Consider the following 15,879-nt stretch of genomic DNA (forward strand, 5'->3'; position numbering starts at 1 on the left):
TTAAACATCTTGCTCTGTGAAAACGGTAACCGTTTCAAATCATAATAAAAGAGATGTTTGTCGAATAAAAAAACTTCCCAACAAAAAACATCCCGATAAAAAATGAACACCGAATACCGTGTAGGCCACTTTAGCTTTCCAATCTATGGGTTGATTCAAAAGACAGACTGCCGAAAATAAGAATAAAATATAACACGATGAAATTAATCCCCAGCCGTAATTACCGTTAGCCCAGTTAGGATATTCGGCTAGAAAAGAAAAAGAAGCTACTGCCAAAAGGAATGTAAGCCAAGCTAAAGTTAAGTAAAAATCAATTTTATTAAAATAAAAGAACAGTACACATAACGGAAATGCAATTGATAAAATTAGTGAGATCATTATATGTGGGGAAAAATGCGACCAGACTAAAAAAGGGGCAATTATTGTTTTAGAATTGTGTAAAGGAACACTGCTATCTACAAAAGTAAAATACCATTGGTATAGTAAAATGAGGATCGAGGGAATGGCAACCAAAGCGCATTTAACAAATGCTCTAAAATAATGGTATGACTTCAGGTTTAAAATCAAAATAGTCATACATAAAATCGGTAAATAAGCCAAAGAATAATTTGGTTTGCACAATATACTGATGAGACTAAGAACACCCATTATCAGAAATGAAGTTAAACGTTCTGAGCGGATCTCTTTAACGGAATAATAAAATAGTAATAAATTAAAAGGCATAGCCAAAATCAAAGTAGAATTATGCCACTGATTAGGTACAATATTCCCAATCACAACATGATAATTATTTATGCAAACTGGCACTTCTTTACAATTATAATAACTAAGTACTGGCATAACAAAGATTAAGCCCAAACAAATTAAAGCACATACTTTTGGTGGGGCAGGACAATTATTCTGTAAAATTTGATAAGAAATAATATACTTAGCGGCTGTCAGCAGGGCAAGCATCAGAATTGATGCGTAAGCAATATGAGCATACTGCTCTGAAAAACCACTTACAATATAAATCAGCCTGTACCAAAGCGAGTACACTGGAAAATGATGTGTTGTAGCTGCATCTACAACAGCTTGTGCATGCACATGTAGGTCACTTACCCAATGAATATTGCTTCCTTGCCAAACTGCAAACAAAAAGGCACAGTAAAATACTAAAATGCTAACCATGAATATGATAAAAAAACCGAAATACAGATCTTTATTCTTTAAAACTGGAGAAGTACAAACCAATCCGTTGGCACGATAATTCATAAACTATCCTGAATTTCTAGATGATGAGAAAACGCTCTACTCTAACATAAGTAACAAGAATCCCACAAAAAATAATCACAGTCCGACTTTATATTTGGTTCTGGGATTTTAAATATATGTGTGACAAAATACGTTTTAGGCAATTTTTTAGCATAAGTACTGAAAGGCTTTAAGGATTTTATGAACGACATCGGATTCAATCGACCATACAAAACTGGTAAAGAGTTGCAATATATAGCAGAGTCTCACCTTAATAACCAGCTTTCTGGAGATGGACTGTTTACCAAACGTTGCCATACCTGGCTTCAAGAACAGACCGGCAGCTCCAAAGCCCTGCTAACTCATTCCTGCACGGCCGCGTTAGAGATGGCCGCTTTATTACTGGATATAAATCCTGGTGATGAAATCATCATGCCCTCTTATACGTTTGTATCCACCGCCAATGCATTTGTGTTACAAGGAGGAAAACCGGTCTTTGTTGATATCCGTGAGGATACACTGAACCTTAATGAGAACCTTATTGAAGCGGCCATTACGTCACGAACTAAAGCAATAGTCCCGGTGCATTATGCCGGTGTTGCCTGTGAGATGGATGCCATCATGGATATTGCTAAGCAATATGGTTTAATGGTGATTGAAGATGCTGCCCAAGGAGTAATGGCGAACTATAAGGGTAAAACTTTAGGGGGTATTGGTGACCTGGGTGCATATAGCTTTCATGAGACTAAAAATATCATCTCTGGAGAAGGTGGCGCTCTTTTAGTAAATAACCCAGATATGGTTATGCGAGCAGAGATCATTCGTGAAAAAGGAACCAATCGCAGTCGATTTCTCCGTGGAGAAGTTGACAAATACACTTGGCAAGATGTTGGCTCATCCTTTCTACCAAGCGATATGATTGCGGCATTTCTTTGGGCTCAGCTTGAAGATGCAGAACACATTACCCAACAACGTTTAGGGGTTTGGAACTATTATCACCAGCTTCTTGAGCCATTAGAGACAGCAGGTATTCTTCGTCGCCCTATAGTGCCCGCTCATTGTCAACATAATGCACATATTTACTATGTACTTCTCTCTCCTGGAACCAACCGCCATACAATTCTTGCTAAGCTCAAAGAAAAAGGTATTTATGCGACATCCCATTATGTGCCATTACACTCCTCACAAGCAGGTCAGCGCTTCGGTACAACCCATGGGAACTTGACTCTTAGCGATTCGCTCTCGGAGAGAATACTTAGATTACCATTATGGATTGGCCTAACATCTGCTCAACAGGAGATGATTGTTGAGCAGCTTCGTTATGCTATAAATAATTAAGTTTTAAGTGTTCCAGATACCATTGAACAGTCTTTCTTATCCCTGTTTCAAATGACTCTTGAGGTTTCCAGTTCAATTGTCTGGTTATCTTGGTCGCGTCAATGGCATATCGTTTGTCGTGACCCGGTCTGTCTTCTGTAAATGTAATTAAATCTTTAAATCGAAATCGACTAGATCCCTTCATTTCTTCTAAAGCATCACAAATAGCGTGTACAACCTGGATATTTTGTAATTCGTTATAACCTCCAATATTATAAGTCTCTCCCACTATTCCACAACTCACAACTTCTAATAACGCTTTAACATGGTCCTCAACATACAACCAATCTCGTATTTGATTTCCTTTCCCATAGATAGGAATAGGTTGTCCCGTAAGTGCATTTTGAATTGTTTGCGGGATTAGTTTTTCTGGATGCTGGAACGGTCCATAGTTATTGGAACAATTAGTAATCAGGACAGGTAAACCATAAGTTTTATGCCACGCGCGAACCAGATGATCGGAACTTGCCTTACTTGCAGAGTAAGGTGAACTTGGTGCATATTTCGAATTTTCGCTGAATAAAGGTAACTCTATATTGGAGCTTTGGTGATCCTCTGGATGAGGTAAATCACCATAAACTTCATCCGTAGAAATATGGTGAAAACGAAAACTATTCTTTTTATCTGGTGTCAAAGTTTCCCAATATTCTCTTGCTTGCTCCAGTAAATTATAAGTACCCACTATGTTGGTTTGAATAAATTGAATGGGGGTTTTTATGGAGCGATCCACATGAGATTCTGCAGCCAAATGCATGATAATGTCTGGCTTAAATTGAGTGAAAATTCGTTTTATCGCAGACTCATCACAGATATTTTCATGTTCGAATCGGTAACGAGGATGATTCTTTACTGAATAAAGAGCCGCGGGGTTAGCTGCATACGTTAAAGCATCGATATTAGTGACAAAGTGCTCAGTATGATGGATCACATGTCTAATAAGCGCAGAACCAATAAATCCACTACCTCCAGTGACTAAAATCCTTTTATTGTTTGACATGAGTGAACCAATTTTTTAAAAGTAAATGATACAATTCTACAGTTAAAAGAAGTTCAATTGAAAGCTTAAACTGCTATTAAAGGTAGCCTGGGTGCACAGTTCAAGAGATCACTTTTAATTACGCTGCTTTTTCTTCATGTGGCACGATAACTATTTTTTTATTAATGCTGCCATCGGTAATTGTTCGACCAATTTTTTGATTATTATACAGGGTAAACGCATGGTCTTTATCAATATTTTTGAGCAATACTTCATTTTCAGCGAGATAGGATAAAACATAACGGAACAGATTATGGGACGATTTTATACGGCTGTTATATTTTCCATCATATCCGTCACCCCATAAAATTGATAAAAACGCCCCTTGTCGTTCGATAACATCTTCTGGATTTTGGATCCCCTCTCGAGTACATTGTTTAAAAATATAGGGACCATGATCGCCTGCAATAATAATTATCGCGTTCTTATCTCTCGCGCGAATTGTATCCACCATAGCCAATACAAATTGTGACGTAGATGTGATTCGTTGACTGTATTTTTGTATTTCTTCTGCTTCATTACAATGATTAATTGTCTCAGAATTAGTGTCTGAATGAGCAGGAAAAGTAAAGGCATGGATATAAGTAAAATTAGGATGGTCTAGATTCAATTGCTTTAATTTTTGAATGGTTTCTGTAATGAACGCATTTCTGTCATTATAGGCAAGCTCGTTTGGGTCAAAGAATAAAACCTTTTTTTCTTCTTTAAATAAAGCACTAACATTTATAGGAGATAAAAAACTAATTATTGATAAAACCTTTTCTTTGATGCTGCTAAGAGAAGGTCTTAATTTATTGGTAACATTAAAATAGCAAAGGTCTGCTGAACAATTATCTAATAAAAATACGTCCAACTCATGCATGATATTTATTTTATAACCATTATCTCTAAAAATATCGTACAATTTTCCATCATTTAATATGTGACGCAAACGTAAAATAGGATCCACCTGATACCCATGTAGCTCTTGATATTTATAGCTTAGGTTAAAATACGTAAATAAAGCATATTGGGTTGCTTGCAAGGAAGTATAGAAATCCGGGTAATGAACGAACCCTTTTTGTTCTAATTCGCCAAGAAATTGATGATGATCATTTTTTATGCCCAACGTCTTTAAACCATTAATACTAGTTAAGCTGTCTGTCAGGATAAAATATATATTCTTTTTATTTTTTAATACGATTTGTGCTTGATTGTTGCTCTTTTCTTTAGAAGCCTCAAAAGTTAATTTTGGCGTAATAATTTTCCCTAAATTAAAAAGATTAAGAATCAAAAAAATCATAACAAACATTTTTCCCTGCTTTTCAAATAGAAAAAATCCCAGGCAAAAAAATGCTGCACCAAAAAAAGAATAAAGAAGCCATTTTGAATAAACCGAATTATTTTGCAAATAAACCAAATAAGGTAACTCTGGATTATTAAAAACAGAATGCCTCATCATGATTAAAAACAATATCAGCAAGATTCCATAGGTTATTTTTAAACTCAGGTGCTCATTAATTCTCAAGACATTTTCGAGAAGAAACTTTGAGAATAAAAGTCCAATTCCATTTACAAATAATAAAATTAAAAATGAGATAAATATCTCAAATAGAGAAAAACTATTAAAGTTATTTGATGCATAAAACAGTAAAGGGTAAAGAAGCACCAGTAACATTAGTGCATATAAGTTCGAGCTTTTTTTCAAAAAATTGCTCATGATCTTAAGAGTTCACTGCTTTGAGTAAATACAACGTTCGGTGAGAATTTTGGATTTGTTTTTTATTTAAAATATCAAAATTTTTCAAACATTCTTCTTCAAAAGCCTGTTGATTATAAAATGCAAATAAATGTTCAAAACCTCTTTTACGAGCCAATAACTCCTTAACCCAAGAGTCTTCAGGAGAAATGAATTCAATAATTAAATAATTAGACATTTTTTTGAAATAATTTAACACCATTGAGAACGTACAATTATTCGATATGCACAAATGATGAATCAATGCCAATGCCATAATGCAATTAATTTCTTTATTGATAATGCGGCTTGAAAAAGAATCTCTCTCTTGATTATCAAATCCAATACTCGGAGTGGGATTAGTAATATCAATCACTAAAGGAATTATGGAAGAGACATTGGTTGCCCTGTTGATTAAATAATTTTGATCAACCGCTATAGGATCGATATCGGTACTAATAACTAAATCCTTTCCTTCAGCTATTAACCTTGAAAAATGACCATTATTTCCGCCCACATCCCAGATTGTTTTCGCTTCAATAAGCGATATCCATTGAGAAATAATTTCATTTTTTTCTTTAAATGCATCTTCAGAATAATTAGTTATTTGATAATAATTGCTCCATTCAGTCTTTTTTTCCAAATAAGTTAAAGACTTGATAAAGCTTTCCATGTAGTTTAACAAACCGATCAGTTTGGATTTACTCAAGGATCTAACGTTTTCCGATTCTACAGAAGTATTATTAAATCGCTTAAGATTTTTAGCATGTAAATGCACATTTAATTTAATAAATGGTGAGAAATGAGTACTCATGGGAAGCATGCTGCTCACCAAGTCTAAAGGAAATCCATCGATGTAATTGCTTAATGCCTTAGAAAAATTAAGCGATTTATATTTCATTAAGAGTAAAGGCGCTAAAAAATGACGACAGAATTGCCCATATGCTCCCCAAGGTTGATTTTCCTTATAAAACTCAAAAGACAAGGTATCAATGAAAATTGGCTTTCCATTTAATAACTGAATATTAAAACTGGAAGCATCTTTTAGGCACATACCATAAGATAAAGCACGTTTTGCAATATCTAAAGTTAACAAAGCAGCCTCTTTCAATAAATGAAATGGCCATTCATAAGGGTACGTAATAAATGGTATTTCTTGGGGATTAATAATAATCCTCTGTTCTGAATTCTCTACGAGTTGATGGCTGATGAGCTTATTACTTTCACAGAGTTCAGCATATAAACCACTTTCCATTAAGTGCGAATATTGTTGAAAATACACAGGGAAAATAATTCGCTGGATTTTTTTTAGTTCATTATTAAATAACACAAAACCACTTGGGTCGCGGAATGAAGAAGGAACCTGAGTGGCTGCTTGTGGAATCTCCATGATTTACATCCAAAAATTAAGAGTTTTCAATTTCCTTTTTAGGAGCGGGTTGTTTTTTTGAGAATAATTTGCGAAAAAACGCCAGAACCAATTCTTTGATTCGATTAAAGAACATAGCGACCACGCCAAAAAATGCAACAAGTGATTGGATCAATAAACTTCCAGTTCCATAATCAAAATAAGCATAAGCACCTTTAATGACAAGAAGATTCAATATCATTACTTGAGTGATCAAAAACATTACTTTTTTTATTTTACTTATCTTAAATGCTTGCATTATTGACTAACTATACTTTTAAAAAACGCTACTTTAGCTTTGGCTTCTTCTTTTGTCAAACAAATAAACTTTCAATGTAACGTCAACTATGGGATCTCATAGTTCATTCCATCCGGAAAATCTTTTACTGTTTAAGCCTTGTAAGAAATAGTTCAAAAATTTATGATCTATTGACCCTTCTAAGTATAGGACTACTGGAGAGATTATTGTGCTTAAGCGTATTTTCGATATTATCTTATCAGGTGCATTATTAATAATGTTCATGCCGATATTAGTTATTGTTGCATTATTAATACGTTATCATCTAGGCTCACCGATCTTTTTTTATCAAAATCGTCCAGGATTACATGGAAAAACATTTCGACTGATCAAGTTTAGAACAATGAAGGATTCATTTAATAAAAATGGCGAATTATTACCCGATAAAGATCGCGTCACTCACTTGGGTCATGTTTTAAGAGCGTGTAGCTTGGATGAATTACCCCAGTTATGGAATGTTTTTAAAGGTGAAATGAGCTTTGTAGGTCCTAGACCTCTATTAATCGAATACCTCTCCCTTTATAATAGCGAGCAAAAAAGACGTCATGATGTAAAACCTGGCATTACTGGTTTAGCTCAAGTTAATGGCCGTAATACCCTAAATTGGGAAGGAAAATTTGCATTAGACTTATGGTATGTGGATCATCAGTCTTTTTATTTGGATATTAAAATTTTAATGATGACCATAAAAAAAGTATTGATGCGAGAAGGAATTACAGGTCAAGGGAGTGTCACCAACGAAAAATTTACAGGTAATAATCCATGAAATCTCTTGCTGTTCTTGGTGCTGGTGGACATGCTAAAGTTGTTGCTGATGCAGCTCTGTGTTCAGGTTGGCAGAATATTGTTTTTTTTGATGACCGGTGGCCGAACATTGACCGAGTTGGGGCATGGAAGATTAATGGGAATACTCAATCCTTTCTATCCCAGGCCTCTGAATTTGATGGCCTAATTGTTGCAATCGGCGATAATTCCATTCGCATGGAAAAAATGACGTATTTTTTAAATGAAAAAATTCCATTAGCTACAATTATTCATCCCTCAGCAATAATAAGTCCTTCAGCTAAAATAGCAGAAGGAACAGTCGTTTTTGCCAGAGCAGTATTAAATCCTGATTGCACGATTGGGGCCGGCACGATTATTAATACAGGGGCAATTATTGAGCATGACTGCACTATTGGGCATGCAGTACACATTTCGCCTGGAGTCAGTTTAGCAGGGAATGTGAGTGTAGGTAATTTAAGTTGGATTGGTATTGGCTCTTGTGTACGACAATGTATTAAAATTGGCTCAGAAGTAATGGTAGGGGCAGGTTCGGCTGTCGTTAATGACTTACCAGACTATTGTACCGCATTTGGCGTACCCGCAAAAATTTATAAAAAAAATTCAAAGGATTAAATATGTTAAATACAGCATTTTCACCCTGGCCTAGTTACTCTGAAGAAGAAGCAGAGCGAATTCATCAAGTTCTTCTCTCAAATAAGGTAAATTATTGGACTGGAAATGAATGCAGGGAATTTGAAAAGGAATTTGCTGCTTGGGTAGGAACAAAGCATGCTGTAGCATTAGCAAATGGCACTGTGGCACTTGATGTCGCCTTAAAAGCGATTGACATAAAAGCAGGGGACGAAGTCATTGTGACCTCTAGAACCTTCATCGCTTCTGCTTCATCTATAGTAACTTGCGGTGGCACTCCTGTATTTGCAGATGTTGACGAAAACAGTCAAAATATTACCGCCGAGAGTATTCGTGCTGTGGTTACTCCAAAGACTAAAGCAATAATCTGCGTTCATCTTGCGGGCTGGCCTTGTGATATGGATCCAATCCTTGAGTTAGCAGAAGAATTTAATTTATATATTATTGAAGATTGTGCCCAAGCTCATGGGGCTCAATATAAAGGTCGTTCAGTTGGTTCAATAGGCCATATAGGCGCCTGGTCATTCTGCCAAGATAAAATTATGACTACTGGCGGTGAAGGAGGCATGGTCACAACCAATGATGAACAACTCTGGTCATCCATGTGGTCGTATAAAGATCACGGAAAATCTTGGGATGCCATATATAATGAGCCTATTGAACCTGGTTTTCGTTGGGTACATCGAAGCTTTGGTATGAATGGGCGAATGATTGAAATTCAAGCCGTTATCGGACGCTTACAACTCAAAAAAATGCCCACATGGCAGCAACAACGACTAGGGAACTTAAAACAAATCTATGAAGTAGCATCAACTTTAAAAGGATTAAGAGTTCCTCAGATTCCTGATGAAATTGTTCATGCAGCTTACAAATGTTATGTATTTGTAGAGGAAAGCCAGCTGGCCGAAGGCTGGGATCGTGATCGCATTATAAAAGAAATTAATGCGCGCGGGGTTCCTTGTTATCAAGGTTCCTGTTCGGAAGTTTATTTAGAAAAAGCGTTTGATAATACGGGTTGGCGTCCACATAACAGACTACCCGTAGCATCCAAATTAGGTGAAACCAGCTTGATGTTTTTAGTACATCCAAGTTTATTAAAATCAGAAATTGATAAAACCTGCCAAGTTCTTACTGAAGTGATGGAACAAGCAACCCAGGTGTAAGGTGTATGGTGTATGAACGAATTAACTGAAACTATTGATATTAATATACCCTCTCATGAAATAAGAAGCAGTCAATTTAAGCTTGCTGCTATTGACTTATTCGATGCCATAAAAAAGTGGAAGCTATGGACCTATTTAGGCTGGAATGACATAAAAATCCGTTATCGAGGTTCCGTATTAGGTCCTTTTTGGATCACGGCGAGTATGCTGGTTATTATTGTAGCTTTTTCAGTGGTATACAGTCAGCTGTTTCATCAATCAATAGCAGATTATGTTCCTTTTTTCACAACCGGATATCTAGTATGGGTTTTGATTTCAGCAGGACTTGCAGAGAGTTGTAACACATTTGTGGAAGCATCTCTGCTTATTAACGAAATCAAGCTGCCCTACATTTTATATGTATTAAGGTTAACTTGGCGTCATGTCATCATATTTTTTCATAATGCCTTAGTCTATTGTGTTGTTATACTTTATTTTCAAGTACCGCTCCATTGGGCGATCCTGTATGTGGTTCCTGGCTTATTTCTAATTATCTTAAATTTAATTTCGGCCGGCTTAATCTTGTCGATATTGGGTACAAAATATCGTGATATTCCTCCCATCATTAATAGCTTAATTCAAGTAATGTTTTTTATTACTCCTATTTCTTGGAATGCAAATTTACTTCCAAACTCCGCCATCATTGTATTCAATCCATTAAATTATTTTATTGATTTAATTAGAATGCCTTTGCTAGGACAAGCTCCTAATTTGGTGACATGGAATACCTGCATTTCAATCACTATAGTTTTATCTTGCATTTCATTTGTCCTGTTTGCTCGATTCAGAAGAAATATTCCTTTTTGGATTTAATTACGGAGTGCGTTGTGTCTTTTATTGTTTGTAAAAATCTTTCACTCACATATCCTGTTTATGATATTGATGCACGTTCTTTAAAAAGAGGTATTGCCAACATTGCAACTGGGGGCCTTTTAAGTAATGGGAAAAGTGGCAAACTGCAAGTGCAGGCTTTAAATAATATTTCTTTGAACTTAAAAAAAGGAGATCGTTTAGGATTAATAGGTCATAATGGGGCAGGAAAATCCACCTTACTTCGAGTTCTCTCCGGTGTTTATGAACCATTGCAAGGAACGATACACATTAAGGGAAATATTGTTTCGTTAATCAATATCAGTGTAGGCATGCAACCCACACTTACGGGTTATGAAAACATCCGTATGCGAGGACTAATTCTTGGCTTATCCAACGATCAAATAAAAAGCATTATTAAAAACGTTGAAGAATTTACAGAACTTGGTGATTTTCTTTCAATGCCCGTTAAAACCTACTCCAGTGGGATGATGATTCGCTTAGCATTTGGTTTATCAACTGCATTAGTTCCCGATATTCTACTTGTAGATGAAGTAATTGGGGTAGGCGATGCAAGCTTTATTGAAAAAGCAAAAAATCGTATGAATGAATATGTAAATCAATCCAATATAATGGTACTTGCATCTCATTCAAATGAAATCATCAAACAATTTTGCAATTGTGTACTGTGGCTAGAGCATGGAAGTGTAAAAATGTTTGGTGACGTCAATTCAGTTATGGATGTTTATGAAGGAAAAGTACAACCCGCTTAAATGGGTTTTGTAACCCGGGTGAAGCCCCAGGCCGTAACCCTGGAACTATTTGCAAGGAAAACGCGGATTCCTCGCTTCATCCAGGCTACAATCTAATATGTCTTTATTTATCAACTATGAACTATTTAGGGTTCGTTTTATCTTTATTTATGTTGAGTCAATAATGAACAATTCGTTTTGGTGAGACCCAACAATAAATAAAATGGATTAATTCTAGTCTTTTGATTTAAGAGAACGCTTCTCAGCCATCCGCCCTATGCGAGAATAAACTCGATAGAGCAACATCTTTGATCGAATGACTATTTGTTTCCATGGGCGCCATCCCAAATCCCATCGAGGAAGAAGCCAAATATCCAGAACAAAAAAACGTAGGGAAACAAAAGAACCTAAAATACTTAATAAGAGAAAACGATAAATGGTTTTATAGAGCCGATAACCCGTTGGCGTTCGCTCTATATAATATTGATAAAGTTTATTTAAATCACTCACCGTGGAATTTAGTGTAAACTTCTCAAGCATATAGGCTCGCCCTGCCTCTCCAAGTTTTTTTGCTGTTTTAGGATCTCGCAATAAACTTAAAACTCCTTTTGCTAAATCGACAGGATCGGCAACATGAACCTGGACACCTGTTTTTCCATCAATGACGGTATCAACCAAACCACCTACCCGAGTTACCACGGTAGGACACTCCATCAACAAAGCCTCGATTGTCCCACCGAGGTTCTCATTTAATGAGGCTTGTATTGATACATCCAAATCCCGATATATACGAGGAATATCCTGGCGATGTCCTGTAAAAATCACGCTATCTTGTAATCCAAGTTCTGCAACCAATGCTTGCATGGATTGCAGCACTTCCTGTCCTGTTTCTCCCCAGCCACTGCCAATCAAAAGCAATTTTGCATTTGGAAATTCTTTAAGAATCAGTGGAGCCGCACGAATCACATCCTCATGGCCTTTAATTGCTTTTCCATGTAAAAAAGGTGGCGTCCATCTATTTTTTCCTAATTTTGGATAAAAATAGGCAATCATTCCAATTAACGGTGTTTCTTCTGGCCAACCAAATTCTTCTCTCAGGCCTGCAGGGAGTGTTGCTTCTGCATCAAAACGTCGCTCATCAGGACTGTAATAAATGACATGAAGTCGATGTTCTGGAACACCCATTTTCAGATAGAGTTGTTTGGAATAATTACAAGAAGGTATCACAGCCACATCCATCCAGGAGGTTGTTTTATCAATCCATCGAGGTGTATCAGCTTCAAGATGAAAAGGACCGGCAATCATGGAAAGTCGAATAGGCACATCTGCAATCCAGCTCGCAATTCGACCAATAACCATTGATGGAAAAAGATGCGTTTGGATTACATCAAATCTTTTTTGTCTTAATAATTTAACTAATTTTAAGATCTTTTGAGGTAAAAAGAATATGTCAGTGGGACGCATGAAATCGAAATCTGCGGTATAGACAGGAATGTTTTCTGATTTAAAACGGTCAACCAAGGTGCCTGAATCCCCGCTTAAAATTACAGAAACCTCATACTGATAAGTATTCCGAAGCTCACGTAATTGTTCAAAAGCCCATGTTCCTCCTTCCGTGGTTGAGAGCACATAGCAAATTTTTAGTGGAGCCATTCTAAAACATACCCTATTTCTTTTACTAAAATTTGAAAAAAGCCATTATCAATGATAAGCCTCTATTGTGTAAAGAACTTTAAGAATAGGGGCCGTACTACACGCTATAGACTTTCCGTCTATCTCTAGCTATCGGTGTTTCTTGATTGGAAATCAATGCACAGAGGATAGGTTGTTTCCAATTTCCGAAAATTACATAATCTATTGCCAGAGAAGGAGCTGATAAAATACTTATCCAAAACTAGTTGTTCCGCCCAGATGTAGGTCTCTCAATTCTGTTTACTTGCCATAGTAACTGTATTATTTGTCGTGTTACCGGTTTGCTCCAAAACATACTCTTTGATAAAAAAATTGCTATTCAAATTCAATGGAGTATGGTATTTTTACGAGTGGTCAAAAGACCGCTAAATACGCGATTAGGATGCGTGCGCTGTTAATGTTAGTGTTATAGATTTCGACAATGTTTAAATGGATTTTTTCATGACTGTAAATACTCTTTGTGTTTTTGGAACCCGCCCTGAAGCCATCAAAATGGCCCCTTTGGTTCAAAAGTTAGAAGCATCGAAAATTATTCAAAATAAAATATGCATTACAGGCCAACATCGACAACTGTTAGACCCACTGCTGGCACTATTTCACATGAAACCAGATTTTGATTTGCAGGTAATGACAGCGAATCAGGATTTAAGTAATCTCACATCAAGGATCCTAACAGGTCTGACCGATGTGTTTAAAGAGTATCAACCGCAATTAGTACTTGTCCATGGTGATACGACTTCCGCTTTGGCGGCTTCATTAGCCGCTTATTATCAGCGTATACCAGTAGCGCACGTCGAAGCAGGATTACGAACTAAAAATATTTACTCACCCTGGCCTGAAGAGGCCAATAGAAAATTAGCGAGTTGTTTAACACATCTACATTTTGCACCAACCAAACTTTCGCGTAAAAACCTTTTAGAAGAAGGGATTCCTGATGAGTGCATTTTTGTCACAGGAAATACTGTAATTGACGCCCTTTATCAAATTACGAACCAATTGGATGCAGAACCGGTTCTAAGTTTGCTGCTCAAAGAAGAATATTCATTTTTGGATACTGCAAGAAAAATGATTCTCGTAACAGGCCACCGACGAGAGAATTTTGGTTCAGGCTTTAAACGAATTTGTCAGGCCTTGGCAGAAATAGCGAAACGATTCCCGGACGTTGATATTGTTTATCCAGTCCACTTAAACCCGCAGGTTCAAGCCCCAGTTAATTCGTTATTAACCGGAATTAATAATATTTATTTAATTCCCCCCGTAGATTATTTACCTTTTGTATATCTGATGCGTAATGCCTATTTAATCCTCACAGATTCAGGAGGAATCCAAGAAGAAGCACCTTCTTTAGGCAAACCAGTACTCGTTATGAGGAAAACAACTGAACGACCTGAAGCAGTTCTTGCAGGGACTGTAAAATTAGTAGGCTCAGATGTAGATGAAATTATTAATGGTGTAGAGCAGCTTCTTTTAAATGAAAACCTGTATAAACAAATGAGCCAAGCACAAAATCCATATGGGGATGGAAATGCTTCTACTCGAATTGTCGATATTATTACCCAAGTTTACGGTAATTCCACAAACCCAAATTTAAATAGTAAGGAAATGAATTATGCTGGATGAAAACTCTAATAAACTTCAGCCATTTAATCAACAATATTTGCTTATGCATCAACCAACAGATGACCGATCTCATATTGATTTTTTTAATTTATTCTCAGCTCTGTTCAAAAGGAAAGCTTTTATACTCGGGATTACAGGCCTCTGTACTCTTGGTGCTATTTTAGCTGCTTTTTTACTTCCGAAGACCTATGAAGTTAGATCAAATTTAATTGAACCTTATCCATATCAATTTCAAAAAATAATACTAAATACTGATTTAGATATTAAGGGAGGCTTATTATTTAAAAAGTTTGTCAAGCGCTTATCGCAAAAAAGTAATATCATTTCTTTTTTGCAGGAAAATAATATAGTAATCCCTAAAGACAAAGAGTCCCAGATATCCAAAGAAAAACGCGCTCATTTGTTGAACAAGGCAGCCGAAAATTATAAGGTATTTATCATTAATCACTTTAAAGGAGACATAAAAGACAACTTTAAAGATAATAGCCAAGAGGCTGAATTAGTCACTCTTTCACGAAGCCTCGATTTACAAGGGAAGGATAATAAAGCATATCTGGCCTATACGAATCAAAAAGTATTAGAAAATCTTATCTCCACACAACAAGAAGTCATTCAAAGTAAAGTGACCAAATTAACAGAAAAGATAAATACCCGTATTGGTAATGTGACTGCAAGCCGAAACAATGAGATCAAACGACTCATTGAGCAACAGAACTTATCCATTGCTCACTTAAACAACAATATCAATGCGCTCACTAAACGTGACCAACGCGATCGGCAAATTCGCTTACAGGAGTTAAATCAAGCATTACAGACGGCTCAACTTCTGGGAATTAAGTACCCTAACCAATTTCAAGAAATAAAAAATCAAAATGTGGTGGTCGATGTGGCGTCGAATCATAATGATCTTTATTTAAAAGGATCTACCTATCTGAAGAAACAAATTGCTCTTCTAAAAGAAAATACTCATACATTGAAATATGAAAAAAAGCTTTCTGCACTTCAGGAACAATTAGACATTTTGAAAAATAACGCGACAATTGCTGCATTACGCGAACGCAAAGATGATACCCCCTATACAAATAAAATCGAAAAGCTCCAAGCCGAACTAAACCATTTAAACACATTAAACTTCGATGTGAGTGGCGTAACGCTATATGCTATGGATGGTCAACCCTTGATTGACTCCAAACCCATTAAACCTAAGAAGGGATTACTTATCGCCTTAGGATTAATGATGGGATTCTTATTGTCATGCGTGATTGTACTTTTTCAGGATGCAGTTAACAGACGCAATAGCATGAAACTAGCATCCTAG

14 protein-coding genes are annotated in these 15,879 nt (G+C 36.3%); 8 read left to right on the forward strand and 6 right to left on the reverse strand.

Annotation, left to right across the window (positions count from 1 at the left end):
* Nucleotides 1–39 precede the first annotated feature (39 nt).
* A complete protein-coding gene (locus tag ACWTEW_RS09080; RefSeq protein ID WP_454781362.1) occupies nucleotides 40–1,254 on the reverse strand; it encodes a hypothetical protein in 1,215 nt (404 codons plus the stop codon).
* Nucleotides 1,255–1,434: 180 nt separating this feature from the next.
* Between ACWTEW_RS09080 and rffA the strand changes: the two genes are divergently transcribed.
* Nucleotides 1,435–2,571 (forward strand): dTDP-4-amino-4,6-dideoxygalactose transaminase, encoded by a 1,137-nt coding sequence (gene rffA, locus ACWTEW_RS09085; RefSeq protein WP_454781363.1) that lies wholly within the window; start codon nucleotides 1,435–1,437, stop codon nucleotides 2,569–2,571.
* On the opposite strand, the gene rfbB is transcribed toward rffA, so the two are convergent.
* From rfbB to ACWTEW_RS09105, 4 genes are all read right to left on the reverse strand, one after another.
* Complete coding sequence (gene rfbB, locus ACWTEW_RS09090; protein WP_454781364.1) at nucleotides 2,558–3,607, reverse strand: dTDP-glucose 4,6-dehydratase; 1,050 nt, start codon at nucleotides 3,605–3,607, stop codon at nucleotides 2,558–2,560. The genes rffA and rfbB overlap by 14 nt on opposite strands.
* A 118-nt stretch (nucleotides 3,608–3,725) precedes the next feature.
* Complete coding sequence (locus ACWTEW_RS09095; protein ID WP_454781365.1) at nucleotides 3,726–5,087, reverse strand: sulfatase-like hydrolase/transferase; 1,362 nt, start codon at nucleotides 5,085–5,087, stop codon at nucleotides 3,726–3,728.
* 262 nt (nucleotides 5,088–5,349) lie between these two features.
* Nucleotides 5,350–6,753, reverse strand: a complete 1,404-nt coding sequence (locus ACWTEW_RS09100; protein WP_454781366.1) for a class I SAM-dependent methyltransferase — start codon at nucleotides 6,751–6,753, stop codon at nucleotides 5,350–5,352.
* A 16-nt stretch (nucleotides 6,754–6,769) separates the two neighbouring features.
* On the reverse strand, nucleotides 6,770–7,030 hold the full coding sequence (locus ACWTEW_RS09105) for a hypothetical protein (RefSeq protein WP_454781367.1): 261 nt from the start codon (nucleotides 7,028–7,030) through the stop codon (nucleotides 6,770–6,772).
* A 208-nt stretch (nucleotides 7,031–7,238) separates the two neighbouring features.
* On the opposite strand from ACWTEW_RS09105, the gene ACWTEW_RS09110 reads away from it, so the two are divergent.
* Genes ACWTEW_RS09110 through ACWTEW_RS09130 form a run of 5 tightly spaced genes read left to right on the forward strand, consistent with a single transcriptional unit; the run spans nucleotide 7,239 to nucleotide 11,270 of the window.
* Nucleotides 7,239–7,835, forward strand: a complete 597-nt coding sequence (locus ACWTEW_RS09110; RefSeq protein WP_454781368.1) for a sugar transferase — start codon at nucleotides 7,239–7,241, stop codon at nucleotides 7,833–7,835.
* On the forward strand, nucleotides 7,832–8,467 hold the full coding sequence (locus ACWTEW_RS09115; protein ID WP_454781369.1) for an acetyltransferase: 636 nt from the start codon (nucleotides 7,832–7,834) through the stop codon (nucleotides 8,465–8,467). The genes ACWTEW_RS09110 and ACWTEW_RS09115 overlap by 4 nt, the downstream gene beginning before the upstream one ends.
* A gap of 2 nt (nucleotides 8,468–8,469) precedes the next feature.
* Entirely contained in the window at nucleotides 8,470–9,648 is a 1,179-nt protein-coding gene (locus ACWTEW_RS09120) for a DegT/DnrJ/EryC1/StrS family aminotransferase (RefSeq protein WP_454781370.1), read from the forward strand.
* A 12-nt stretch (nucleotides 9,649–9,660) separates the two neighbouring features.
* Entirely contained in the window at nucleotides 9,661–10,500 is an 840-nt protein-coding gene (locus ACWTEW_RS09125) for an ABC transporter permease (RefSeq protein WP_454781371.1), read from the forward strand.
* A 14-nt stretch (nucleotides 10,501–10,514) separates the two neighbouring features.
* Complete coding sequence (locus tag ACWTEW_RS09130) at nucleotides 10,515–11,270, forward strand: ABC transporter ATP-binding protein (RefSeq protein ID WP_454781372.1); 756 nt, start codon at nucleotides 10,515–10,517, stop codon at nucleotides 11,268–11,270.
* 213 nt (nucleotides 11,271–11,483) lie between these two features.
* Here the strand turns inward: ACWTEW_RS09130 and ACWTEW_RS09135 are convergent, their stop codons facing one another.
* Complete coding sequence (locus ACWTEW_RS09135) at nucleotides 11,484–12,902, reverse strand: glycosyltransferase (RefSeq protein WP_454781373.1); 1,419 nt, start codon at nucleotides 12,900–12,902, stop codon at nucleotides 11,484–11,486.
* 480 nt (nucleotides 12,903–13,382) lie between these two features.
* On the opposite strand from ACWTEW_RS09135, the gene wecB reads away from it, so the two are divergent.
* Nucleotides 13,383–14,561, forward strand: coding sequence for a non-hydrolyzing UDP-N-acetylglucosamine 2-epimerase (gene wecB, locus ACWTEW_RS09140; RefSeq protein WP_454781374.1), 1,179 nt, complete (start codon nucleotides 13,383–13,385; stop codon nucleotides 14,559–14,561).
* The gene (locus ACWTEW_RS09145) at nucleotides 14,551–15,879 is read left to right on the forward strand and encodes a Wzz/FepE/Etk N-terminal domain-containing protein (RefSeq protein WP_454781375.1); all 1,329 of its coding nucleotides are present in this window, start codon (nucleotides 14,551–14,553) and stop codon (nucleotides 15,877–15,879) included. The genes wecB and ACWTEW_RS09145 overlap by 11 nt, the downstream gene beginning before the upstream one ends.

The sequence above is a fragment of the Legionella stuttgartensis genome (assembly GCF_977063405.2).

Excerpts from the sequence above, each read along its gene's own strand:
- ACWTEW_RS09145 (WP_454781375.1), top strand. The coding sequence starts at position 14,551 with ATGCTGGATGAAAACTCTAATAAACTTCAGCCATTTAATCAACAATAT.
- ACWTEW_RS09095 (WP_454781365.1), bottom strand. The coding sequence starts at position 5,087 with ATGATGAGGCATTCTGTTTTTAATAATCCAGAGTTACCTTATTTGGTT.
- rfbB (WP_454781364.1), bottom strand. The coding sequence starts at position 3,607 with ATGTCAAACAATAAAAGGATTTTAGTCACTGGAGGTAGTGGATTTATT.
- ACWTEW_RS09135 (WP_454781373.1), bottom strand. The coding sequence starts at position 12,902 with ATGGCTCCACTAAAAATTTGCTATGTGCTCTCAACCACGGAAGGAGGA.
- ACWTEW_RS09125 (WP_454781371.1), top strand. The coding sequence starts at position 9,661 with ATGAACGAATTAACTGAAACTATTGATATTAATATACCCTCTCATGAA.
- ACWTEW_RS09105 (WP_454781367.1), bottom strand. The coding sequence starts at position 7,030 with ATGCAAGCATTTAAGATAAGTAAAATAAAAAAAGTAATGTTTTTGATC.
- ACWTEW_RS09080 (WP_454781362.1), bottom strand. The coding sequence starts at position 1,254 with ATGAATTATCGTGCCAACGGATTGGTTTGTACTTCTCCAGTTTTAAAG.
- ACWTEW_RS09115 (WP_454781369.1), top strand. The coding sequence starts at position 7,832 with ATGAAATCTCTTGCTGTTCTTGGTGCTGGTGGACATGCTAAAGTTGTT.
- ACWTEW_RS09100 (WP_454781366.1), bottom strand. The coding sequence starts at position 6,753 with ATGGAGATTCCACAAGCAGCCACTCAGGTTCCTTCTTCATTCCGCGAC.
- ACWTEW_RS09120 (WP_454781370.1), top strand. The coding sequence starts at position 8,470 with ATGTTAAATACAGCATTTTCACCCTGGCCTAGTTACTCTGAAGAAGAA.
- wecB (WP_454781374.1), top strand. The coding sequence starts at position 13,383 with ATGACTGTAAATACTCTTTGTGTTTTTGGAACCCGCCCTGAAGCCATC.
- rffA (WP_454781363.1), top strand. The coding sequence starts at position 1,435 with ATGAACGACATCGGATTCAATCGACCATACAAAACTGGTAAAGAGTTG.